Genomic DNA, 13,467 nt, shown 5'->3' with positions numbered 1-13,467 from the left:
TTATCTGAACAGTGACCTACGAATCCTTAGCGAAGCAGATGTCAACTTCACGTTGTCGGTACCTGAGCAGAGCCTGCTCCTTAGAATGTAGGTGTTCAAGCGCGGCAAACTATCAGCTGCCGCCGGCGATAACTGAAGGGAAGCCCCTTCTCTAACTTGATTCGGACGCGCATTTGCGGATGAACACAAAGTCATAAGCGGGTTATTTTGACAGGCATGCGCCCCCATTTGAACAGGTCCCTAGGCAAGCCTGCCGCTGATGAAAAAAGAGCGATCGCTACCGCGCGGACGCAGAAGCCGCAACTGCGGTTTCTGACGTGTGGATCGATCGATGGCGGCAAGTCCACACTAATTGGCCGGCTTCTGGACGATGACAGCGTGATTGCACACGAACCTGCGTCCGAAAGTCAAAGCCATTTGTACGCATCTTCCAACAATGAAGACACCGATTTTTCGCCGCTCGCCAATGCGCAGGAAGCCAAGGGATCGCTGGTGTCTGACAATGATCCCGGTCATCGGTTCTTTTCAACATCGAAGCGAAAATTTATTGCCTCCGATGCACCGGGTCGAGCTCAATTCACGCGCAACATGGCGGCGGGCGCATCGACTTCCGATCTGGCGGTCGTCGTTGTCGATGCAAGCCAGGGGATCCTGTCCCAGACGCGCCGCCATTCGGTCATCGCCTCGCTGCTCGGCATCAACCACGTCGTTCTGGCGGTGAACAAATGCGATCTTGTCGCATTTGATGGCAACGTATTCCGACGTATCGAGGAGGAGTATCGCGGGTTTGTTGCTGAACTCGGTTTCGAGACAATCGAGGCGATCCCTGTTTCGGCGCGCCACGGCGACAACGTCGTGCGGCGATCGAACCGGACACCCTGGTATGTGGGTCCGACCTTGCTGGAGCAGCTCGAGACCGTATCGATCGGGGAGGCAACTGCCGACGCGCCATTTCGTTTTCCGGTGCAGTATGTGAGCCGTTCCGATTTCGATTTGCGCGGCTTTGCCGGCACAGTGGCTTCCGGATCGGTAAAGCAGGGTGATGTCGTCGCCATCGCCAAATCCGGCAAATTGACACGGGTGAAGCGCATCGTCACCGACGATGGAGATCTTACGCGCGCCATCGAAGGCCAGGCGATCACGATCGTGCTCGAGGACGAGGTAGAGGTATCGCGCGGCAATATGCTTGTGTCGCCCTCCGCGCATCCGCATGTCTCTGACCAGTTCGCCGCCAATCTCGTCTGGTTCGATGAGCAGCCGTTGTTACCCGGTCGATCCTATATCCTGCGGACGGAGGTGGAGCAGGTCAACGCCACGGTGACGGATCTGCAATGCCGCATCAACGTAGACAGCTTTGCCCATGAGGCGACAAAGACGCTTGAGCGCAACGCGCTAGGCGTGGCCAACATCTCGGTACAGTCACGGATCGCGTTCGACACTTTTGCCGTCAATCGCATCACTGGCGCGTTTGTCCTTGTCGACCGGATGACAAATGCTACCGTGGCTGCAGGAACGATCCTCAATCCTTTGCGGCGCGCGGGGAATATCCGGTGGCAGTCTCTCGATATCGACAAGACGCAGCGCGCAGCGGCAAAGTATCAGCAGCCGGTCGTCTTGTGGTTCACCGGTCTGTCCGGTGCGGGCAAGTCGGAAATTGCCAATTTGCTCGAGAAAAAGCTGCATTTTGCCGGCTACCATACCTATCTCCTGGATGGCGACAACGTGCGCCATGGGCTTAACCGCGATCTGGGATTTACGGACGAGGACCGGGTCGAGAATATCCGGCGTGTTGCCGAGGTCGCGCGGCTGATGGCCGATGCTGGCCTCATCGTCCTGGTGTCGTTTATTTCTCCATTTCGTGCAGAGCGACAGATGGCGCGGGAGATGTTGCAGCCAGGCGAATTTGTCGAGGTTTTTGTCGATACGCCATTCGAAGAGTGTGCCCGCCGCGATCCAAAAGGTCTCTATGCCAAGGCGCTAAATGGGATGCTCAAGAACTTCACGGGCATCGATTCCCCCTACGAGGCCCCGGAAAAACCCGAGGTCCGCTTGGAGACCGTCGGAAGGTCGCCGGAGGAAACGATGGCCGCGCTGGAGAAAAGGCTTCGTGGGCTTGGGTTTCTGGTCTAACGCGCAATTTCATTCAACAGGATTGAAGACGACGGCAGCGGAGGCGACGGTCGGGTACGTGTATGGCAGGGTATCTTTCGTCGCCCGCCACAGAGATATCCGATAAATCGATAGACAAGGCTTTGCAGAATGAGTGTTGAACAGGAAGAACTGCCGGACGACATTCATGAGCGCGTGACGGAGTTGTCCGAGCAGGGCAACGACCTGCTTGATGCTGGCAACGAGACAGGTGCGATCCGGTGCTGGCAGTCGGCCATCCGTTTGCTACCGGAGCCGCACCACAAATGGGATGCGGCGCTGTGGCTCTATGCTTCTATAGGCGACGCCCAAAGGCAGCAAGGCGATATGGAGGCCGCGCTCTCCTCCTTCCAGCAGGCGGCAGCGAGCAGCGATGGCCATGCCAACGGCTTTGTCCAGCTAGGCATAGGCACATGCCTTTACGATCTTGGTCATCAGGAGGAGAGCACCGACCCGCTCTTGCGCGCCTACATGGCCGAGGGCGAGGAGATATTCGAGGAATCCGATGCGAAGTATCTGAACTACCTGCGCATGCGGAAGCTGGTATCTTGACTGCTGCCGCGCAGCATGGGCGTCTTCGAAGCGCAAGTTGATGGCCGAACTCGCCAGAGGAGCGCGCTCGGGATAGCTCGACTGACTGTGAGGGTATGGGGCAAACCATCTCGACAATGCCTCTGATTGAACATCGGCGAAGTGGCGGCCGCGCCCGATTGTGATGATGTCTACGCTGTAACCCTCTACCGCCGCACGGCGCGACTTCCGAGGTTGCAACGGTTGCCTAGCAGTTTGGCCATTTATGTCCTGAACGGCCGGGCTGGTGAATTGCCGGCCGTCCGCTCTCGTCTCTCTCGTCCGTCACGCGGGCAGGGCGTCCTACGCGAAAGCTTACCAAGGCGTCTCGCCACGTGCTTCAACGAAGCGGCCGGATACCGCATCTCCACCCAGCAGCGCGTATTTGACCGGCAGCTTCGCGCCCTCCTGGGGCGTCATGAAGCCGTTGCCCCCGGTCAGGTCGGTCTTCACATAGCCTGGGCTAACCGAGTTGATGACATGGGGCGTGTCGCGCAGTTCCTCGGCAAGCTGCACAGTCAGCATGTTCAGCGCCGCCTTGGAGGCATTGTAGCCGATCAGCCGGGCTGAATAGTAGGGCGAGGCTGGATCGCCGTTGAGCGCGAGCGAACCTAGCGAGCTGGATAGGTTCACAATACGGGCGGCCGACGACAGGCGCAGTAGCGGCAGCATTGCCTGCGTCACCGCCAACGTGCCGACGAAGTTGGTGTCCATGATACGCCGCGCGGCCTCCGCTGAGCCGCTGGTCGGCGGTCCGTCCTCGGCATCGACGATGCCGGCGTTGTTCACGAGGATATCGAGCCGACCATATTCGGCGCGAATAGTTTCGGCCGCCGCAGCGATGCCCGCATGATTGTTGAGGTCGAGGGTAACTGATCGAACCGACAGGCCAGCTTCCAATAGCCCGCTCACGGATGCGGTGGCGCGACCGGGATCGCGAGCGCCGATGACAACGGTGACACCCGCTTGAGCAAGTTGGCGAGCAATTTCAAGTCCGATGCCTTTGTTCGCGCCGGTGACGAGGGCAATGCGGGAAGTGTCGGCCATTTCTTCAGTCCTTATGGGGTTCGTTTTGGTGTCGCTCCAATATATGAAGGATCCATCAGTTTGAGGATTCGCTTATGGCTTCGGCGCGGCCGTCCCACCTAAACCCCCGGAAAACGCCGCGTCAGGCACGGGCGACGGTGACGCTGGACGTCATGTTCGAGGCGACCATTCAGGTTCTGGTGAGCGATGGACCGCACCGATTGACGACCACTCGCGTGGCGCAGCGGGCGGGCGTGTCGGTGGGCACGCTGTACCAGTATTTCCCGCACAAGCAGGCGCTGTACTATGCGCTCAACGAACGCTATCTCGACGCACTGGCTACCAAAGTAGAGGCTGCGTGCCTGGTGCAGCACGGCGCTGCCATCAAGCGGATGATCGAGGCGCTGGTGACGACCTACTGGCACGCCAAGACGGAGCGGCCGGAGGTGACACGCGCGCTCTATCGCTCCGTTGTGGAGATTGACAACGAGGCGCTGATCGCAGCCTTCGCCGCCCGTGTCGATGCCGCGACCGCTGCGATGTTAGGAACCGCTTCCGATGCGACCTTTGCCGAGCTGTCGACCGTCAACCTTACGCTGCTAGCCACCGTTTTCGGCACGGTCCGCAACGTGTTCGAGCGCAACTTGCCTCCAGACGAGGAACGCGCCGTCCAAGGTCAGCTCATGATGATGTGCAACGCCTATTTGGAAGCGGCTCGATCGCCGCCTTAACGCCGTCACCGGCAAGGCAACTTTCCCGATTGCGGACCGGGAGCGAGAAAGCCGCCGCGTTCCTCATACACGCGACCGAGCGCAACTTCGGCTTCCCCCCAAATCTTCGCGGGGAGACAGAGAAACGGGAAAGATCGCGCTGAACAAATGGCCGCTTTCGGCGGCTCGAAATGCTCATTTAAGCGTCCGTCTGGGGGCGCTTGCTGCCGATCCGAGGGTTCTCATAAGCCATGTATGACATCCTCACATATCGCCTCTGTGGCTCTATCGGCGGTGGTCGAGGATCTATCGCGAAGAATGTCGCACCATGGCGTAAAGTCGGCGAAATGGCGGGCCCCGCGCGATGATGAAGAGCACTACGTCTACGCTATAGCCCTCTAATGCCGCATCTGGCCGATGATGATATCATCGCCGTCAGGAATGGACCGCTGCTCGCGCAATTTGATGCACCATTCGAAAGCGCTCCCACACGGTAGGGGCTTTCAGGTTCGCGCAACCATCACCGCGTTACGGTCGCGACGCCCATTTGCGAGAGCAGTGTCAGATTGTCTTCAATGTGCCAGTTGTCCGTAATCCGCCCATCGGTCACCTTGAGCAGATCGGTCGCGATGAAGTCGATCGCCTGCCCCTGGCCCTTCACTGTGCCGAAGGTGCCGGTGAAATGACCTCTGAACTCCATGTGAACCGTAACAAACTCACCTGTGACGATCATTTTCTTCACCTCCACGCGGAGATCGGGGACCGCTGAGCGGAATTTTTTCGAGGCGAACGCCGGGCCTGCCGGTCCTTGGGGACGGCCGGGCGGCAGCGTGCGGTCGGTGAAGGTAGACGCGATCGCTGCCTTGAGGGCGGCTTCGTCGCCGGTGTCCCAGAACTGATAGAAGGCCTTCGCTGCCGTCACTGTCGCCTGGTTTTGTTCGTTCGAGACGGTCCTTCCAACGGTGAGATCGTCGATCTTCAGCTCCGCGGCATCGACTGGCACAGAGAGCAGCATTCCGAGGATGGCGGCTGCGACTGGAAATTTGCGCATGACATTTTCTCTTTCAGGGGTTGGCGGCATCGTCGTCCCCGCGACACACGCGTTCGTCGAGGATAGCGGTCGGCGCAGTGGTGAAGTGGTCGTGTTTCCGAGTTCGGGCGAGCACCGCTTGTCTCAGGCGATGGTGGCGCCACCATCGACTGTGACCGTGGTACCGGTGGCGAAGGGATTGGTCGCGACGAACAGGATCGCCTGCGCGATGTCCTCCGGCTCGCCGACGCGACGCACGGGCAGCCGTTCGGCCGTGCGGGCGAACATGGCTACGCGGTCGGCCTTTTCCATGCCGCCCCAGAGCGGCGTGTCGATCAGGCCGGGTGACACTGTGTTGACCCGGACCGGGGCCCGTTCCAACGCCAGGCCGCGTCCGAGCGCTTCCAGGGCCGCATTGATTGCCCCCTGCAGCACCGAACTCGCACTCGGACGCCGTGACAGAAATCCCGAGACGAAGGTGATCGAACCGCTATCCGCGATTCTGGCGGCCCGCGCGATGCGATAGCCGCCCCAGAACTTGCTTTCCATGGAGGCCTTGGCGTCGTCGAGCGACAGCCCACCAACGGGACCACTCCGGGTTGCCGCCGCGGCGATCACCAAGTGGTCGAACGGCTGCGCCTCGCCGAAGAAGACTTCGATGGCGGAGTTGTCGAGAATGTCGAGCGCGACGGGCTGGGCCGCGATGCGGGCGGCGAGGGCTTCGAGCTTGGGACCGGGCCTGCCAGCGGCGAAGACGGAAGCACCGGTCGCGGCAAAAGCTTCGGCCGTCGCGGCACCAATCCCGCCGGTGGCGCCGACGATGAGGACGCGTTTATCTTTCAGGGAGAGAGTCATGGTCAAATCCTTTCGTTCGGGATCAGGCGGCTGAGCCGGGCAACCCGCTGACGGTCAGCGCGCCGCGGTCATAAATGGGAGTGATCGCGCGGTGCTCGGCTGCCCATGTCGCGATCTCATCCTTGCGAGCGAACCACACGGCGGGCTTCGATCGGGCATTGCCGGGAGCGGAGATCGCGGACGCGGCGATTGCGGCAAGGTCGCTACCGAGAAGCGTTCGATTGTTGGTGAGAATGGCTACATTCGTCATGAGCCATGATATGGACTATCGTGCCATAGATGATAATGTTATTTATAGACGATTGTTTGTCGACTTCGGATTGATAATTGATGCTCGATGACCTCAACGAGTTAAAGACGTTTCGCGCGATCCTGGCGGAAGGCAGCCTGACGGCTGCAGCATTGCGCCTTGGCGTTACGCTGGCCGTGGTCAGCAAGCGGCTCGGGACACTCGAAAGCCGCGTCGGCGTTCGGCTGATCCATCGTACCACCCGGTCACTGAGCGCGACAGACGAAGGCGCTCGGCTGCTGGCCGATGTCGTGCGGGCTCTCGAAACCCTGGAAGCGGCGGAAGGCCGATTGGCTGGCGGTCGCAACGAGCCGGTTGGCACCTTGCGCGTCAGTGCGCCGATCGCTTTCGGCCGGCGCTTCGTGGCGCCGGCCCTTGGACGACTTGCCGGGCGCTACCCCGGCCTTACCGTCGCGCTGGAACTCGACGACCGTGTGGTCGATATCGTAGCCGACGGCTTTGATGTCGCGATCCGCATCGGCGCCCTTGCTGACAGTTCGGCCATGATGCGAAAGCTCGCCGACAATCGGCGCATCCTGGTTGCGGCGCCCGCTTATCTCGATCGCGTTGGCCGGCCGCTCACGCCGGGCGATTCAAAGGCGCACGCTTTCCTGCGCTATGGCGCCGCCAGCGAACCCTGGTACCTGCACGGGCCCGATGGCGCCACAGCAAATATTGCGGCGCATGCACGGCTACGCGCCGATGACGGCGATGTCGTGCACGGCTGGGCGCGGGACGGCCTTGGCATCATGTTGAAATCGGAAGTCGATATTGCCGGAGACCTCACCACAGGCCTGCTTGAGCGTGTACTGCCAAGTTGGGATGGTGGCGAAGCGCCGATCGTTGCCCTCTATCCAAGCGCTCGGCATTTGCCACTCAAAACACGCGTCCTGCTCGACGGGCTTGCGGATTACATCGACGCCACGATTGATTCGGATCGGCAGTCGATCGCCGGCGAGGGCGTGTGATGGCATGAAAAGGGCGGCGATTTGCGATAAGCCGTTCGCAGACACGGCTGCCTCGGCAAAGTGGCGGGCCACGCCCGATGAAGATGGCACTATGTCTACGCTATAGCACTATGTGTCCTTTGGGCAGTCGGGAGGGAGAGTCATGGCGTTCGCGATCAAGGCTGAGGTTGGCGATCCAAGGGTTGAAAGTTTCTCGTTCACGGCACAGAAAACGATGTACGGCGGCAAACAGATCGTCAAAGGTGACGTAATTTTCGTATTCGCAAGCGAGAACGAGGGCGGGCGAGGCCTTTGCGCGCGCGGCATCGTGACTTACGCCGAGGCGATTGCAAAGAAGCGCGGCGTCGCCCGGCAAACGCCGCGCGTGAGCCTCTCCATTCGATGCACCGCGCTCGTAAAAAGGCCGCTGGGGCGGAGCGAGCTAAAGCCTCTCAACGAATGGAATGATGGCCAGCCGGGAACCGAGCTAAATTTCAAACTCTATCGTCAGGCGACGAACAAAGTAGTCGGAATCTCGGACGAAGCGGCGGCGTTTCTTGACCAGCACTTTTGATTTTTGCGTCGGCGAGATGACGTGGCGATCCCATTCGCAGCAATCGCAGTTTGTCGCACAATCTGCAGCGAAATGGCGGAAGAGGTGGGATTCGAACCCACGGTACGGTCTCCCGCACGCCGGTTTTCAAGACCGGTTCCTTAAACCACTCGGACACTCTTCCAAGCGTATGATATTGAAGCGGTTTCTTCTTCAATATCGTTGACCGGAATGACTAGTTGCGGCGCAGGTTGCAACTATTTCGGTTTTCGACTTGCGCTTATAGCTTCTTGCAACGCGGCGTCAACCTTTTCGGCAATGCAAGCGTCCTTGCCACATGGATCTAAGCCACTATCGTTGGCTGGTCGAGGCTCGTTCGTCAGTCTTTATGGAGATAGCTCTTGCCACCGGTATCTGTGGTGCAGAAGTGGCCGCCTTTTGGGCCGGTGCAATAGGTTGCGGATCGGCAGGAGCAGTCGCTCGAAGCTGTCGGCGACATTTCTTCCTGTTGGGCGCCGGCTATGCCGAGTGCTCCCGTGCCTGTTCCCATGGTGGCTGAGCATGACTTCTTGCTGGCACTCACCGACCCGTCATTGCATATGAATGTGCTGCCCTCGCAATGGTCGATGCCACCTTTCTTGCCGCTACAGGGAGAATTGGCGAACGCAGTGGTGGAAACCGCCAGTGAGCCGGCCAGGATGATCGAAAACAGACGCATGTAGTTCCCCGGGGAGAAAACCGTACTGCTAGGAGACGAACCTGACCTGGGGGTTGAGATTCGATCCGTGGGGACAGCGCAGTCGCGCAACGGGTTGATACTTTTCCCGGCCGTCAGGGTTGGCGCGCGGTTGCCTGGTTCCGTTTACTGCTGGTTAACCATGATCGTTACAATTGTTCCTTTTAGGCCACTGGGACCGGCTAATTTGACATCATGCAAACATGATTAAAGTCCCGTTAGGTGATTGGGGCGTAGGTCGGAATTGGAGTTGAAGACCCGTCGTCTCATCCACCCTCTTCTGTTCCACCTTGTTCAGTATCGCGTATCGGTTTGGCAGACATGACGTTCGAGAATGTTTCGGTATCATACAGGAGAGGCCTGCGCTGGGCGGCACTCTCGGCCGTGTGTGCAGCCGTTTCCGCCTGCGGCACGACGCATGCTCCGCCTCTGAAGACCAAGCATGGCAAGGAATATTTTTCTGAAGCCGAATATGGCGTCAAGGCCAGCCCGCGCGTCGTCACCAGTGGCAAGATTCCCAGCGGCGGCGGACGCTTCATGGTCGGCAATCCCTATCAGGTGAAGGGTGCGTGGTATTATCCGAAGGAAGACTACAGGTATAACAAGGTCGGCATCGCGTCCTGGTACGGTTCCGCATTTCACGGCCGATTGACGGCCAATGGCGAGGTCTATGACCAGCTAAGCCTATCTGCAGCCCATCCGACTTTTCCGCTGCCGAGCTACGCGCGGGTTACCAATGTCGAGAACGGTTCGTCGGTCATCGTGCGTGTCAACGATCGCGGCCCGTATCATCCCGGCCGCATCATCGACCTTTCGAACAAGAGCGCCGACCTCCTCGATCTTCGCGACAGCGGGACCGGCGCGGTGCGGGTGCAATATGTCGGTCGTGCACCGCTCGAGGGTCACGACATGCCTTATCTGATGGCCTCCTATGTACCGAAGGGCAGCCGCGTGCCCGGCATCAATCCCGGCAGCCAGTTCGGCAGCGGCCTGATGGTCGCATCGAATGGCAAGATGACCGCCGACCAGTTGCCGGACTATGTGCAGACGCCGCTGCGCCAGCCGACCCGCCGCCCGACGTCGGGAGTGCCCGTGCCCGCGGCAGCTCCCATGGCGTCGACTGCCTATGCCGGATCGACACCGACATCGCCGGCCTTCAAGCAGCAGCAGCCACCGATGAACTGGGGTGCACCGGAGCCGGCGGCCCAGGGTATCCTCGTGTCGCTGCCGCAGATCGGACCCGTTCCATACGAACGGCCGAATTCCCGCCAGGGTTTTGCCGCTCTGACACCTGCGTCGTCTCTTGCCGTCGCCTATGGGGAACCTGAGAGGGCTGCGCCACGTGCACTGGCGTTCGACGCCGTGATGGTCCGCAACGATGGCCTGACGCAGAAATCGATACTGGCTTCGTATCATCGGCAGATGGCCGCCGCGCAGGTCGACTGAGGGCGGCAATTGCCTTAGTTCCGGGCCGCGCGTAATTTTAATGCAGGCAAGCGGGAAGGGGACTCGATGCTGAAATACCTTTTCGCTGTAGTCGCGCTGTTTTCCACAAATGCGGTCGCACAAACGCCACCACCGGCCTTCGACACCAAGGCCGGGCAGGCCTTTATGATCGAGGCGTCGACCGGCACCGTTCTCTTGGCCAAGAATGAGGACAAACCCTTTTCTCCAGCGTCGTTGGCAAAGCTTATGACACTGGACGTGGTTTTCGAGGCGCTGGCCCGCGGCGAGGTTAGCCTCGATACCACCTATCCCGTCTCTGAAAACGCCTGGCGCCGGGGCGGCGCACCATCGCGGGCGTCGACCATGTTTGCAGCGCTGAAATCCCGCGTGCGGATCGGCGACCTCGTCCAGGGCGCGGCGATCCAGCAGGCCAATGACGCCTGCATCGTGCTTGCCGAAGGCATGTCCGTCAGCGAGGCGGAGTTTGCCCGCAGGATGACCCAGCATGCGCGCGAAATCGGCATGCCGAAGGCGCAGTTCGGCAACGCAACGGGACTTCCCGATGCCGACAGCAAGGTTTCGGCCCGCGAACTGGTAACGCTGGCGCGTGACCTGCAGTCAAAATATCCGGACCTTTACAAGTCATTCTCGCAGCCCGACTTTACCTGGAACAAGATTTTTCAGCGAAACCGCAATCCGCTGCTGCCGCTGACCATGGGCGTCGACGGGCTCGGCACCGGCTTTGCGGAGGGCGAGGGGTTTTCGATCGTCTCATCCGTGACGCGTGACGGGCGGCGTCTGTTCCTTGCCATGGGCGGCCTCGGCTCCGACAAGGAGCGCACCGAGGAAGCCAAGCGCGTACTGGAATGGGGACTGAGCAATTTCAGGAGCCAGCGTGTTTTCGATGAGGGCGAAGTGATTGGCACGGCCAGCGTCTACGGCGGCGCCAGGGCATCGGTCGGGCTTGTCGCCAAGACAGGCGTGGATGTCTACGTGCCCGTCAACAATCCCGATCGGCTGACGGCCCGCGTCATCTACCGCTGGCCGCTGGCCGCGCCTGTTGCAAGCGGCCAGCCGGCGGGGATTTTAAAAGTGTTTTCCGGGACCCGCGTCGTGCGCGAGGTTCCGTTGTTCACCGATGGCGATGTCGCCCAGGGCGGTCTCGGGCGCCGGGCGCTCGATGCCCTGGTCGAGCTATCGGAAATGCTTTTGTTTTCCTGGCTCTGGGAAACTCCGACCCCGGCTTGACAGAGCTTCGGGCAAATCACCGCACAACATCGCAAACTCTCGGCCAGAAGGTTTCGCCCGGCGTCGTCTTGCGTTAAACAGTCGCCAACGGCCGATGGCAGTGCCTATCTGACTGCCGAATGGAATGCGAGATCGCAGGATGCGAGCAATTGTCGAACGGAACCGGTTTGTTCATAAGCTTTGAAGGCGGGGAGGGTGCCGGTAAATCGACGCAAATCCGTCTGCTCGCCGAAGCCCTGACGGCGAGCGGTCGCGATGTGCTAGTCACCCGCGAGCCCGGCGGTTCGCCCGGTGCGGAGGCGGTGCGCCACGTGCTGCTCTCCGGGGCTGCCGAGCCTTTCGGGACGCGCATGGAGGCCATCCTGTTTGCTGCGGCCCGCAACGATCATGTCGAGGAGGTCATCCGCCCGGCTCTGGCGCAAGGGAAAATCGTTCTCTGCGACCGGTTTATGGATTCATCGCGCGTCTACCAGGGCGTGACGGGCAATCTGGAGCCTGATTTCATCGAGGCGCTGCAACGGATTGCCGTCGACGGCGTCGTTCCGGACTGCACCCTGATCCTCGACCTGCCCGCCAGCGTCGGCCTCGAGCGTGCACACAGGCGCGGAGCCGCGACGACGGCCGAGCCGGATCGCTTTGAAAAGGAAGAGATGGAAACCCATGAAAAGCGCCGGGAGGCGTTTCTCGATATTGCTGCCAGCGATCCGCAACGCTGCCATGTCATCGACGCCCTGCATGCACCCGAAGAGATCGCGGCCCGCATCCTTGCCATTGTCAGCCAGCGGTTGGCATCGCATGACGGGCAGGCGGGGCCCGGCCCGGAGACCGCACAATGAGCGACGAACGGCCCGGCGTGCTGGACGGCGCCATTGCTCCCATGGAAAATACCAGGCTTTTCGGCCATGCGGAGGCAGAGGCGTTCCTGGCCCAGTCCTATCGTTCCGGCAAGGGCCACCATGCGATCCTGATCGAGGGGCCGGAGGGCATCGGCAAGGCGACGCTGGCCTTCCGCTTTGCCAATCATGTGCTGTCGCATCCGGATCCGCTGATGGCGCCGGGCGAGATCGCCGATCCCGATCCGGCCTCTGTCGTCAGCCATGCCATCGCGTCGGGCGCGTCTCACAACCTTCTCTATCTGGCGCGCCCTGTCGACGAGAAGACCGGCAAGGTGAAATCGGCAATCACCGTCGACGAGGTCAGGCGGGCCGGTAAATTCTTCTCGCAGACGTCGGGCACCGGCAACTGGCGCATCGTCATCATCGACCCCGCCGACGACATGAACCGCAGCGCTGCAAACGCCATCCTGAAAATACTCGAGGAGCCGCCGAAGCGGGCGCTGTTCCTGGTGCTGTCGCACGCGCCCGGCAAGCTTCTGCCGACCATACGCTCGCGCTGCCTGCCATTGCGCCTGTCACCGCTCAGTGACGAAGCGCTGGCAGCGGCTTTGTCCAATCTCGACATCGCCGCCGATGCCAACCTTTTGCGCGATGCCAAGGGGAGCGTCAGCGAGGCGCTGAAGCTGATCAACTACGGTGGCGCGGACATTGTCGCGGCCTACCGACAGGTGGTGGCTTCCGATGGGCCTGCAGCGCGCAAGGCGATGCACAAGCTTGCGGACGTGCTGTCGGGCCGGGAGAGCGAAACGATTTTCGATTTCTTCGTCTCCCAGATCGAGGACGATATCATGGCGCGGGCGCGCCAGGCGGCACTCGAAGGCCGGGTGGTGGACGCCGAGCGGATGTCGCGGCTTCATTCTGACGTCACCGAACGGCTGACAGTGTCGCAGGCCTACAATCTTGATCGCAAGCAGACCATATTGACCGTGCTGGGCGATCTTAAACAGCAGCTGTAGTCGCCTCCTGCCGGGTCGATCGACGCTGGCGCCAAACTTCAAGGTTTCGCTGCGGTG

Annotated in this window: 14 protein-coding genes and 1 tRNA gene; 9 read left to right on the top strand and 6 right to left on the bottom strand. The window is 60.8% G+C overall.

What is annotated here, in order from left to right; translation table 11 throughout:
- The first annotated feature begins 216 nt into the window (after positions 1 to 216).
- Together cysC and J5289_RS11130 are read left to right on the top strand one after the other, a co-directional pair.
- Positions 217 to 2,130: an adenylyl-sulfate kinase gene (gene cysC, locus J5289_RS11135; RefSeq protein WP_209183786.1), complete on the top strand. Its 1,914-nt coding sequence runs from the start codon at positions 217 to 219 to the stop codon at positions 2,128 to 2,130.
- A gap of 129 nt (positions 2,131 to 2,259) precedes the next feature.
- A complete protein-coding gene (locus tag J5289_RS11130; protein WP_209183785.1) occupies positions 2,260 to 2,700 on the top strand; it encodes a tetratricopeptide repeat protein in 441 nt (146 codons plus the stop codon).
- A gap of 333 nt (positions 2,701 to 3,033) precedes the next feature.
- Here the strand turns inward: J5289_RS11130 and J5289_RS11125 are convergent, their stop codons facing one another.
- A complete protein-coding gene (locus J5289_RS11125; protein ID WP_209183784.1) occupies positions 3,034 to 3,765 on the bottom strand; it encodes an SDR family oxidoreductase in 732 nt (243 codons plus the stop codon).
- A 74-nt stretch (positions 3,766 to 3,839) separates the two neighbouring features.
- Between J5289_RS11125 and J5289_RS11120 the strand changes: the two genes are divergently transcribed.
- The gene (locus tag J5289_RS11120; RefSeq protein ID WP_209183783.1) at positions 3,840 to 4,475 is read left to right on the top strand and encodes a TetR/AcrR family transcriptional regulator; all 636 of its coding nucleotides are present in this window, start codon (positions 3,840 to 3,842) and stop codon (positions 4,473 to 4,475) included.
- Positions 4,476 to 4,974: 499 nt separating this feature from the next.
- Here J5289_RS11120 and J5289_RS11115 read toward each other — a convergent pair whose 3' ends face one another.
- From J5289_RS11115 to J5289_RS11105, 3 genes are all read right to left on the bottom strand, one after another.
- Positions 4,975 to 5,505 (bottom strand): ester cyclase, encoded by a 531-nt coding sequence (locus J5289_RS11115; RefSeq protein WP_209183782.1) that lies wholly within the window; start codon positions 5,503 to 5,505, stop codon positions 4,975 to 4,977.
- Between the two features lie 123 nt (positions 5,506 to 5,628).
- Positions 5,629 to 6,339, bottom strand: a complete 711-nt coding sequence (locus tag J5289_RS11110) for an SDR family oxidoreductase (RefSeq protein ID WP_209183781.1) — start codon at positions 6,337 to 6,339, stop codon at positions 5,629 to 5,631.
- A gap of 22 nt (positions 6,340 to 6,361) precedes the next feature.
- Complete coding sequence (locus tag J5289_RS11105; RefSeq protein ID WP_209183780.1) at positions 6,362 to 6,589, bottom strand: hypothetical protein; 228 nt, start codon at positions 6,587 to 6,589, stop codon at positions 6,362 to 6,364.
- Positions 6,590 to 6,669: 80 nt separating this feature from the next.
- On the opposite strand from J5289_RS11105, the gene J5289_RS11100 reads away from it, so the two are divergent.
- Together J5289_RS11100 and J5289_RS11095 are read left to right on the top strand one after the other, a co-directional pair.
- A complete protein-coding gene (locus J5289_RS11100; protein WP_209183779.1) occupies positions 6,670 to 7,596 on the top strand; it encodes a LysR family transcriptional regulator in 927 nt (308 codons plus the stop codon).
- A 142-nt stretch (positions 7,597 to 7,738) separates the two neighbouring features.
- The gene (locus J5289_RS11095) at positions 7,739 to 8,149 is read left to right on the top strand and encodes a hypothetical protein (protein ID WP_209183778.1); all 411 of its coding nucleotides are present in this window, start codon (positions 7,739 to 7,741) and stop codon (positions 8,147 to 8,149) included.
- A 73-nt stretch (positions 8,150 to 8,222) separates the two neighbouring features.
- Here the strand turns inward: J5289_RS11095 and J5289_RS11090 are convergent.
- Positions 8,223 to 8,312, bottom strand: a tRNA-Ser gene (locus J5289_RS11090).
- A 195-nt stretch (positions 8,313 to 8,507) separates the two neighbouring features.
- Positions 8,508 to 8,846 carry a hypothetical protein gene (locus tag J5289_RS11085; RefSeq protein ID WP_209183777.1) on the bottom strand — a complete coding sequence of 113 codons (339 nt, stop codon included), beginning with the start codon at positions 8,844 to 8,846 and terminating at the stop codon, positions 8,508 to 8,510.
- Positions 8,847 to 9,185: 339 nt separating this feature from the next.
- On the opposite strand from J5289_RS11085, the gene J5289_RS11080 reads away from it, so the two are divergent.
- From J5289_RS11080 to J5289_RS11065, 4 genes are all read left to right on the top strand, one after another.
- On the top strand, positions 9,186 to 10,310 hold the full coding sequence (locus J5289_RS11080) for a septal ring lytic transglycosylase RlpA family protein (protein ID WP_209183776.1): 1,125 nt from the start codon (positions 9,186 to 9,188) through the stop codon (positions 10,308 to 10,310).
- Between the two features lie 66 nt (positions 10,311 to 10,376).
- A complete protein-coding gene (locus J5289_RS11075) occupies positions 10,377 to 11,558 on the top strand; it encodes a D-alanyl-D-alanine carboxypeptidase family protein (RefSeq protein WP_209183775.1) in 1,182 nt (393 codons plus the stop codon).
- 149 nt (positions 11,559 to 11,707) lie between these two features.
- Positions 11,708 to 12,394 carry a dTMP kinase gene (gene tmk, locus J5289_RS11070; protein WP_209183774.1) on the top strand — a complete coding sequence of 229 codons (687 nt, stop codon included), beginning with the start codon at positions 11,708 to 11,710 and terminating at the stop codon, positions 12,392 to 12,394.
- Positions 12,391 to 13,410, top strand: a complete 1,020-nt coding sequence (locus J5289_RS11065; RefSeq protein WP_209183773.1) for a DNA polymerase III subunit delta' — start codon at positions 12,391 to 12,393, stop codon at positions 13,408 to 13,410. The genes tmk and J5289_RS11065 overlap by 4 nt, the downstream gene beginning before the upstream one ends.
- The last annotated feature ends 57 nt before the right edge of the window (positions 13,411 to 13,467 follow it).

Source organism: Rhizobium sp. B230/85 (assembly GCF_019355735.1).
GTDB lineage: Bacteria > Pseudomonadota > Alphaproteobacteria > Rhizobiales > Rhizobiaceae > Rhizobium > Rhizobium rhododendri.
The sequence above is the reverse complement of the archived record's forward strand: the minus strand, read 5'-3'. Positions and strand labels throughout refer to the sequence as shown.

What these genes read in the sequence shown, in the direction of transcription:
- cysC (WP_209183786.1), top strand. Translation starts at nt 217, where the DNA reads ATGCGCCCCCATTTGAACAGGTCCCTAGGCAAGCCTGCCGCTGATGAA.
- J5289_RS11130 (WP_209183785.1), top strand. Translation starts at nt 2,260, where the DNA reads ATGAGTGTTGAACAGGAAGAACTGCCGGACGACATTCATGAGCGCGTG.
- J5289_RS11125 (WP_209183784.1), bottom strand. Translation starts at nt 3,765, where the DNA reads ATGGCCGACACTTCCCGCATTGCCCTCGTCACCGGCGCGAACAAAGGC.
- J5289_RS11120 (WP_209183783.1), top strand. Translation starts at nt 3,840, where the DNA reads ATGGCTTCGGCGCGGCCGTCCCACCTAAACCCCCGGAAAACGCCGCGT.
- J5289_RS11115 (WP_209183782.1), bottom strand. Translation starts at nt 5,505, where the DNA reads ATGCGCAAATTTCCAGTCGCAGCCGCCATCCTCGGAATGCTGCTCTCT.
- J5289_RS11110 (WP_209183781.1), bottom strand. Translation starts at nt 6,339, where the DNA reads ATGACTCTCTCCCTGAAAGATAAACGCGTCCTCATCGTCGGCGCCACC.
- J5289_RS11105 (WP_209183780.1), bottom strand. Translation starts at nt 6,589, where the DNA reads ATGACGAATGTAGCCATTCTCACCAACAATCGAACGCTTCTCGGTAGC.
- J5289_RS11100 (WP_209183779.1), top strand. Translation starts at nt 6,670, where the DNA reads ATGCTCGATGACCTCAACGAGTTAAAGACGTTTCGCGCGATCCTGGCG.
- J5289_RS11095 (WP_209183778.1), top strand. Translation starts at nt 7,739, where the DNA reads ATGGCGTTCGCGATCAAGGCTGAGGTTGGCGATCCAAGGGTTGAAAGT.
- J5289_RS11085 (WP_209183777.1), bottom strand. Translation starts at nt 8,846, where the DNA reads ATGCGTCTGTTTTCGATCATCCTGGCCGGCTCACTGGCGGTTTCCACC.
- J5289_RS11080 (WP_209183776.1), top strand. Translation starts at nt 9,186, where the DNA reads ATGACGTTCGAGAATGTTTCGGTATCATACAGGAGAGGCCTGCGCTGG.
- J5289_RS11075 (WP_209183775.1), top strand. Translation starts at nt 10,377, where the DNA reads ATGCTGAAATACCTTTTCGCTGTAGTCGCGCTGTTTTCCACAAATGCG.
- J5289_RS11065 (WP_209183773.1), top strand. Translation starts at nt 12,391, where the DNA reads ATGAGCGACGAACGGCCCGGCGTGCTGGACGGCGCCATTGCTCCCATG.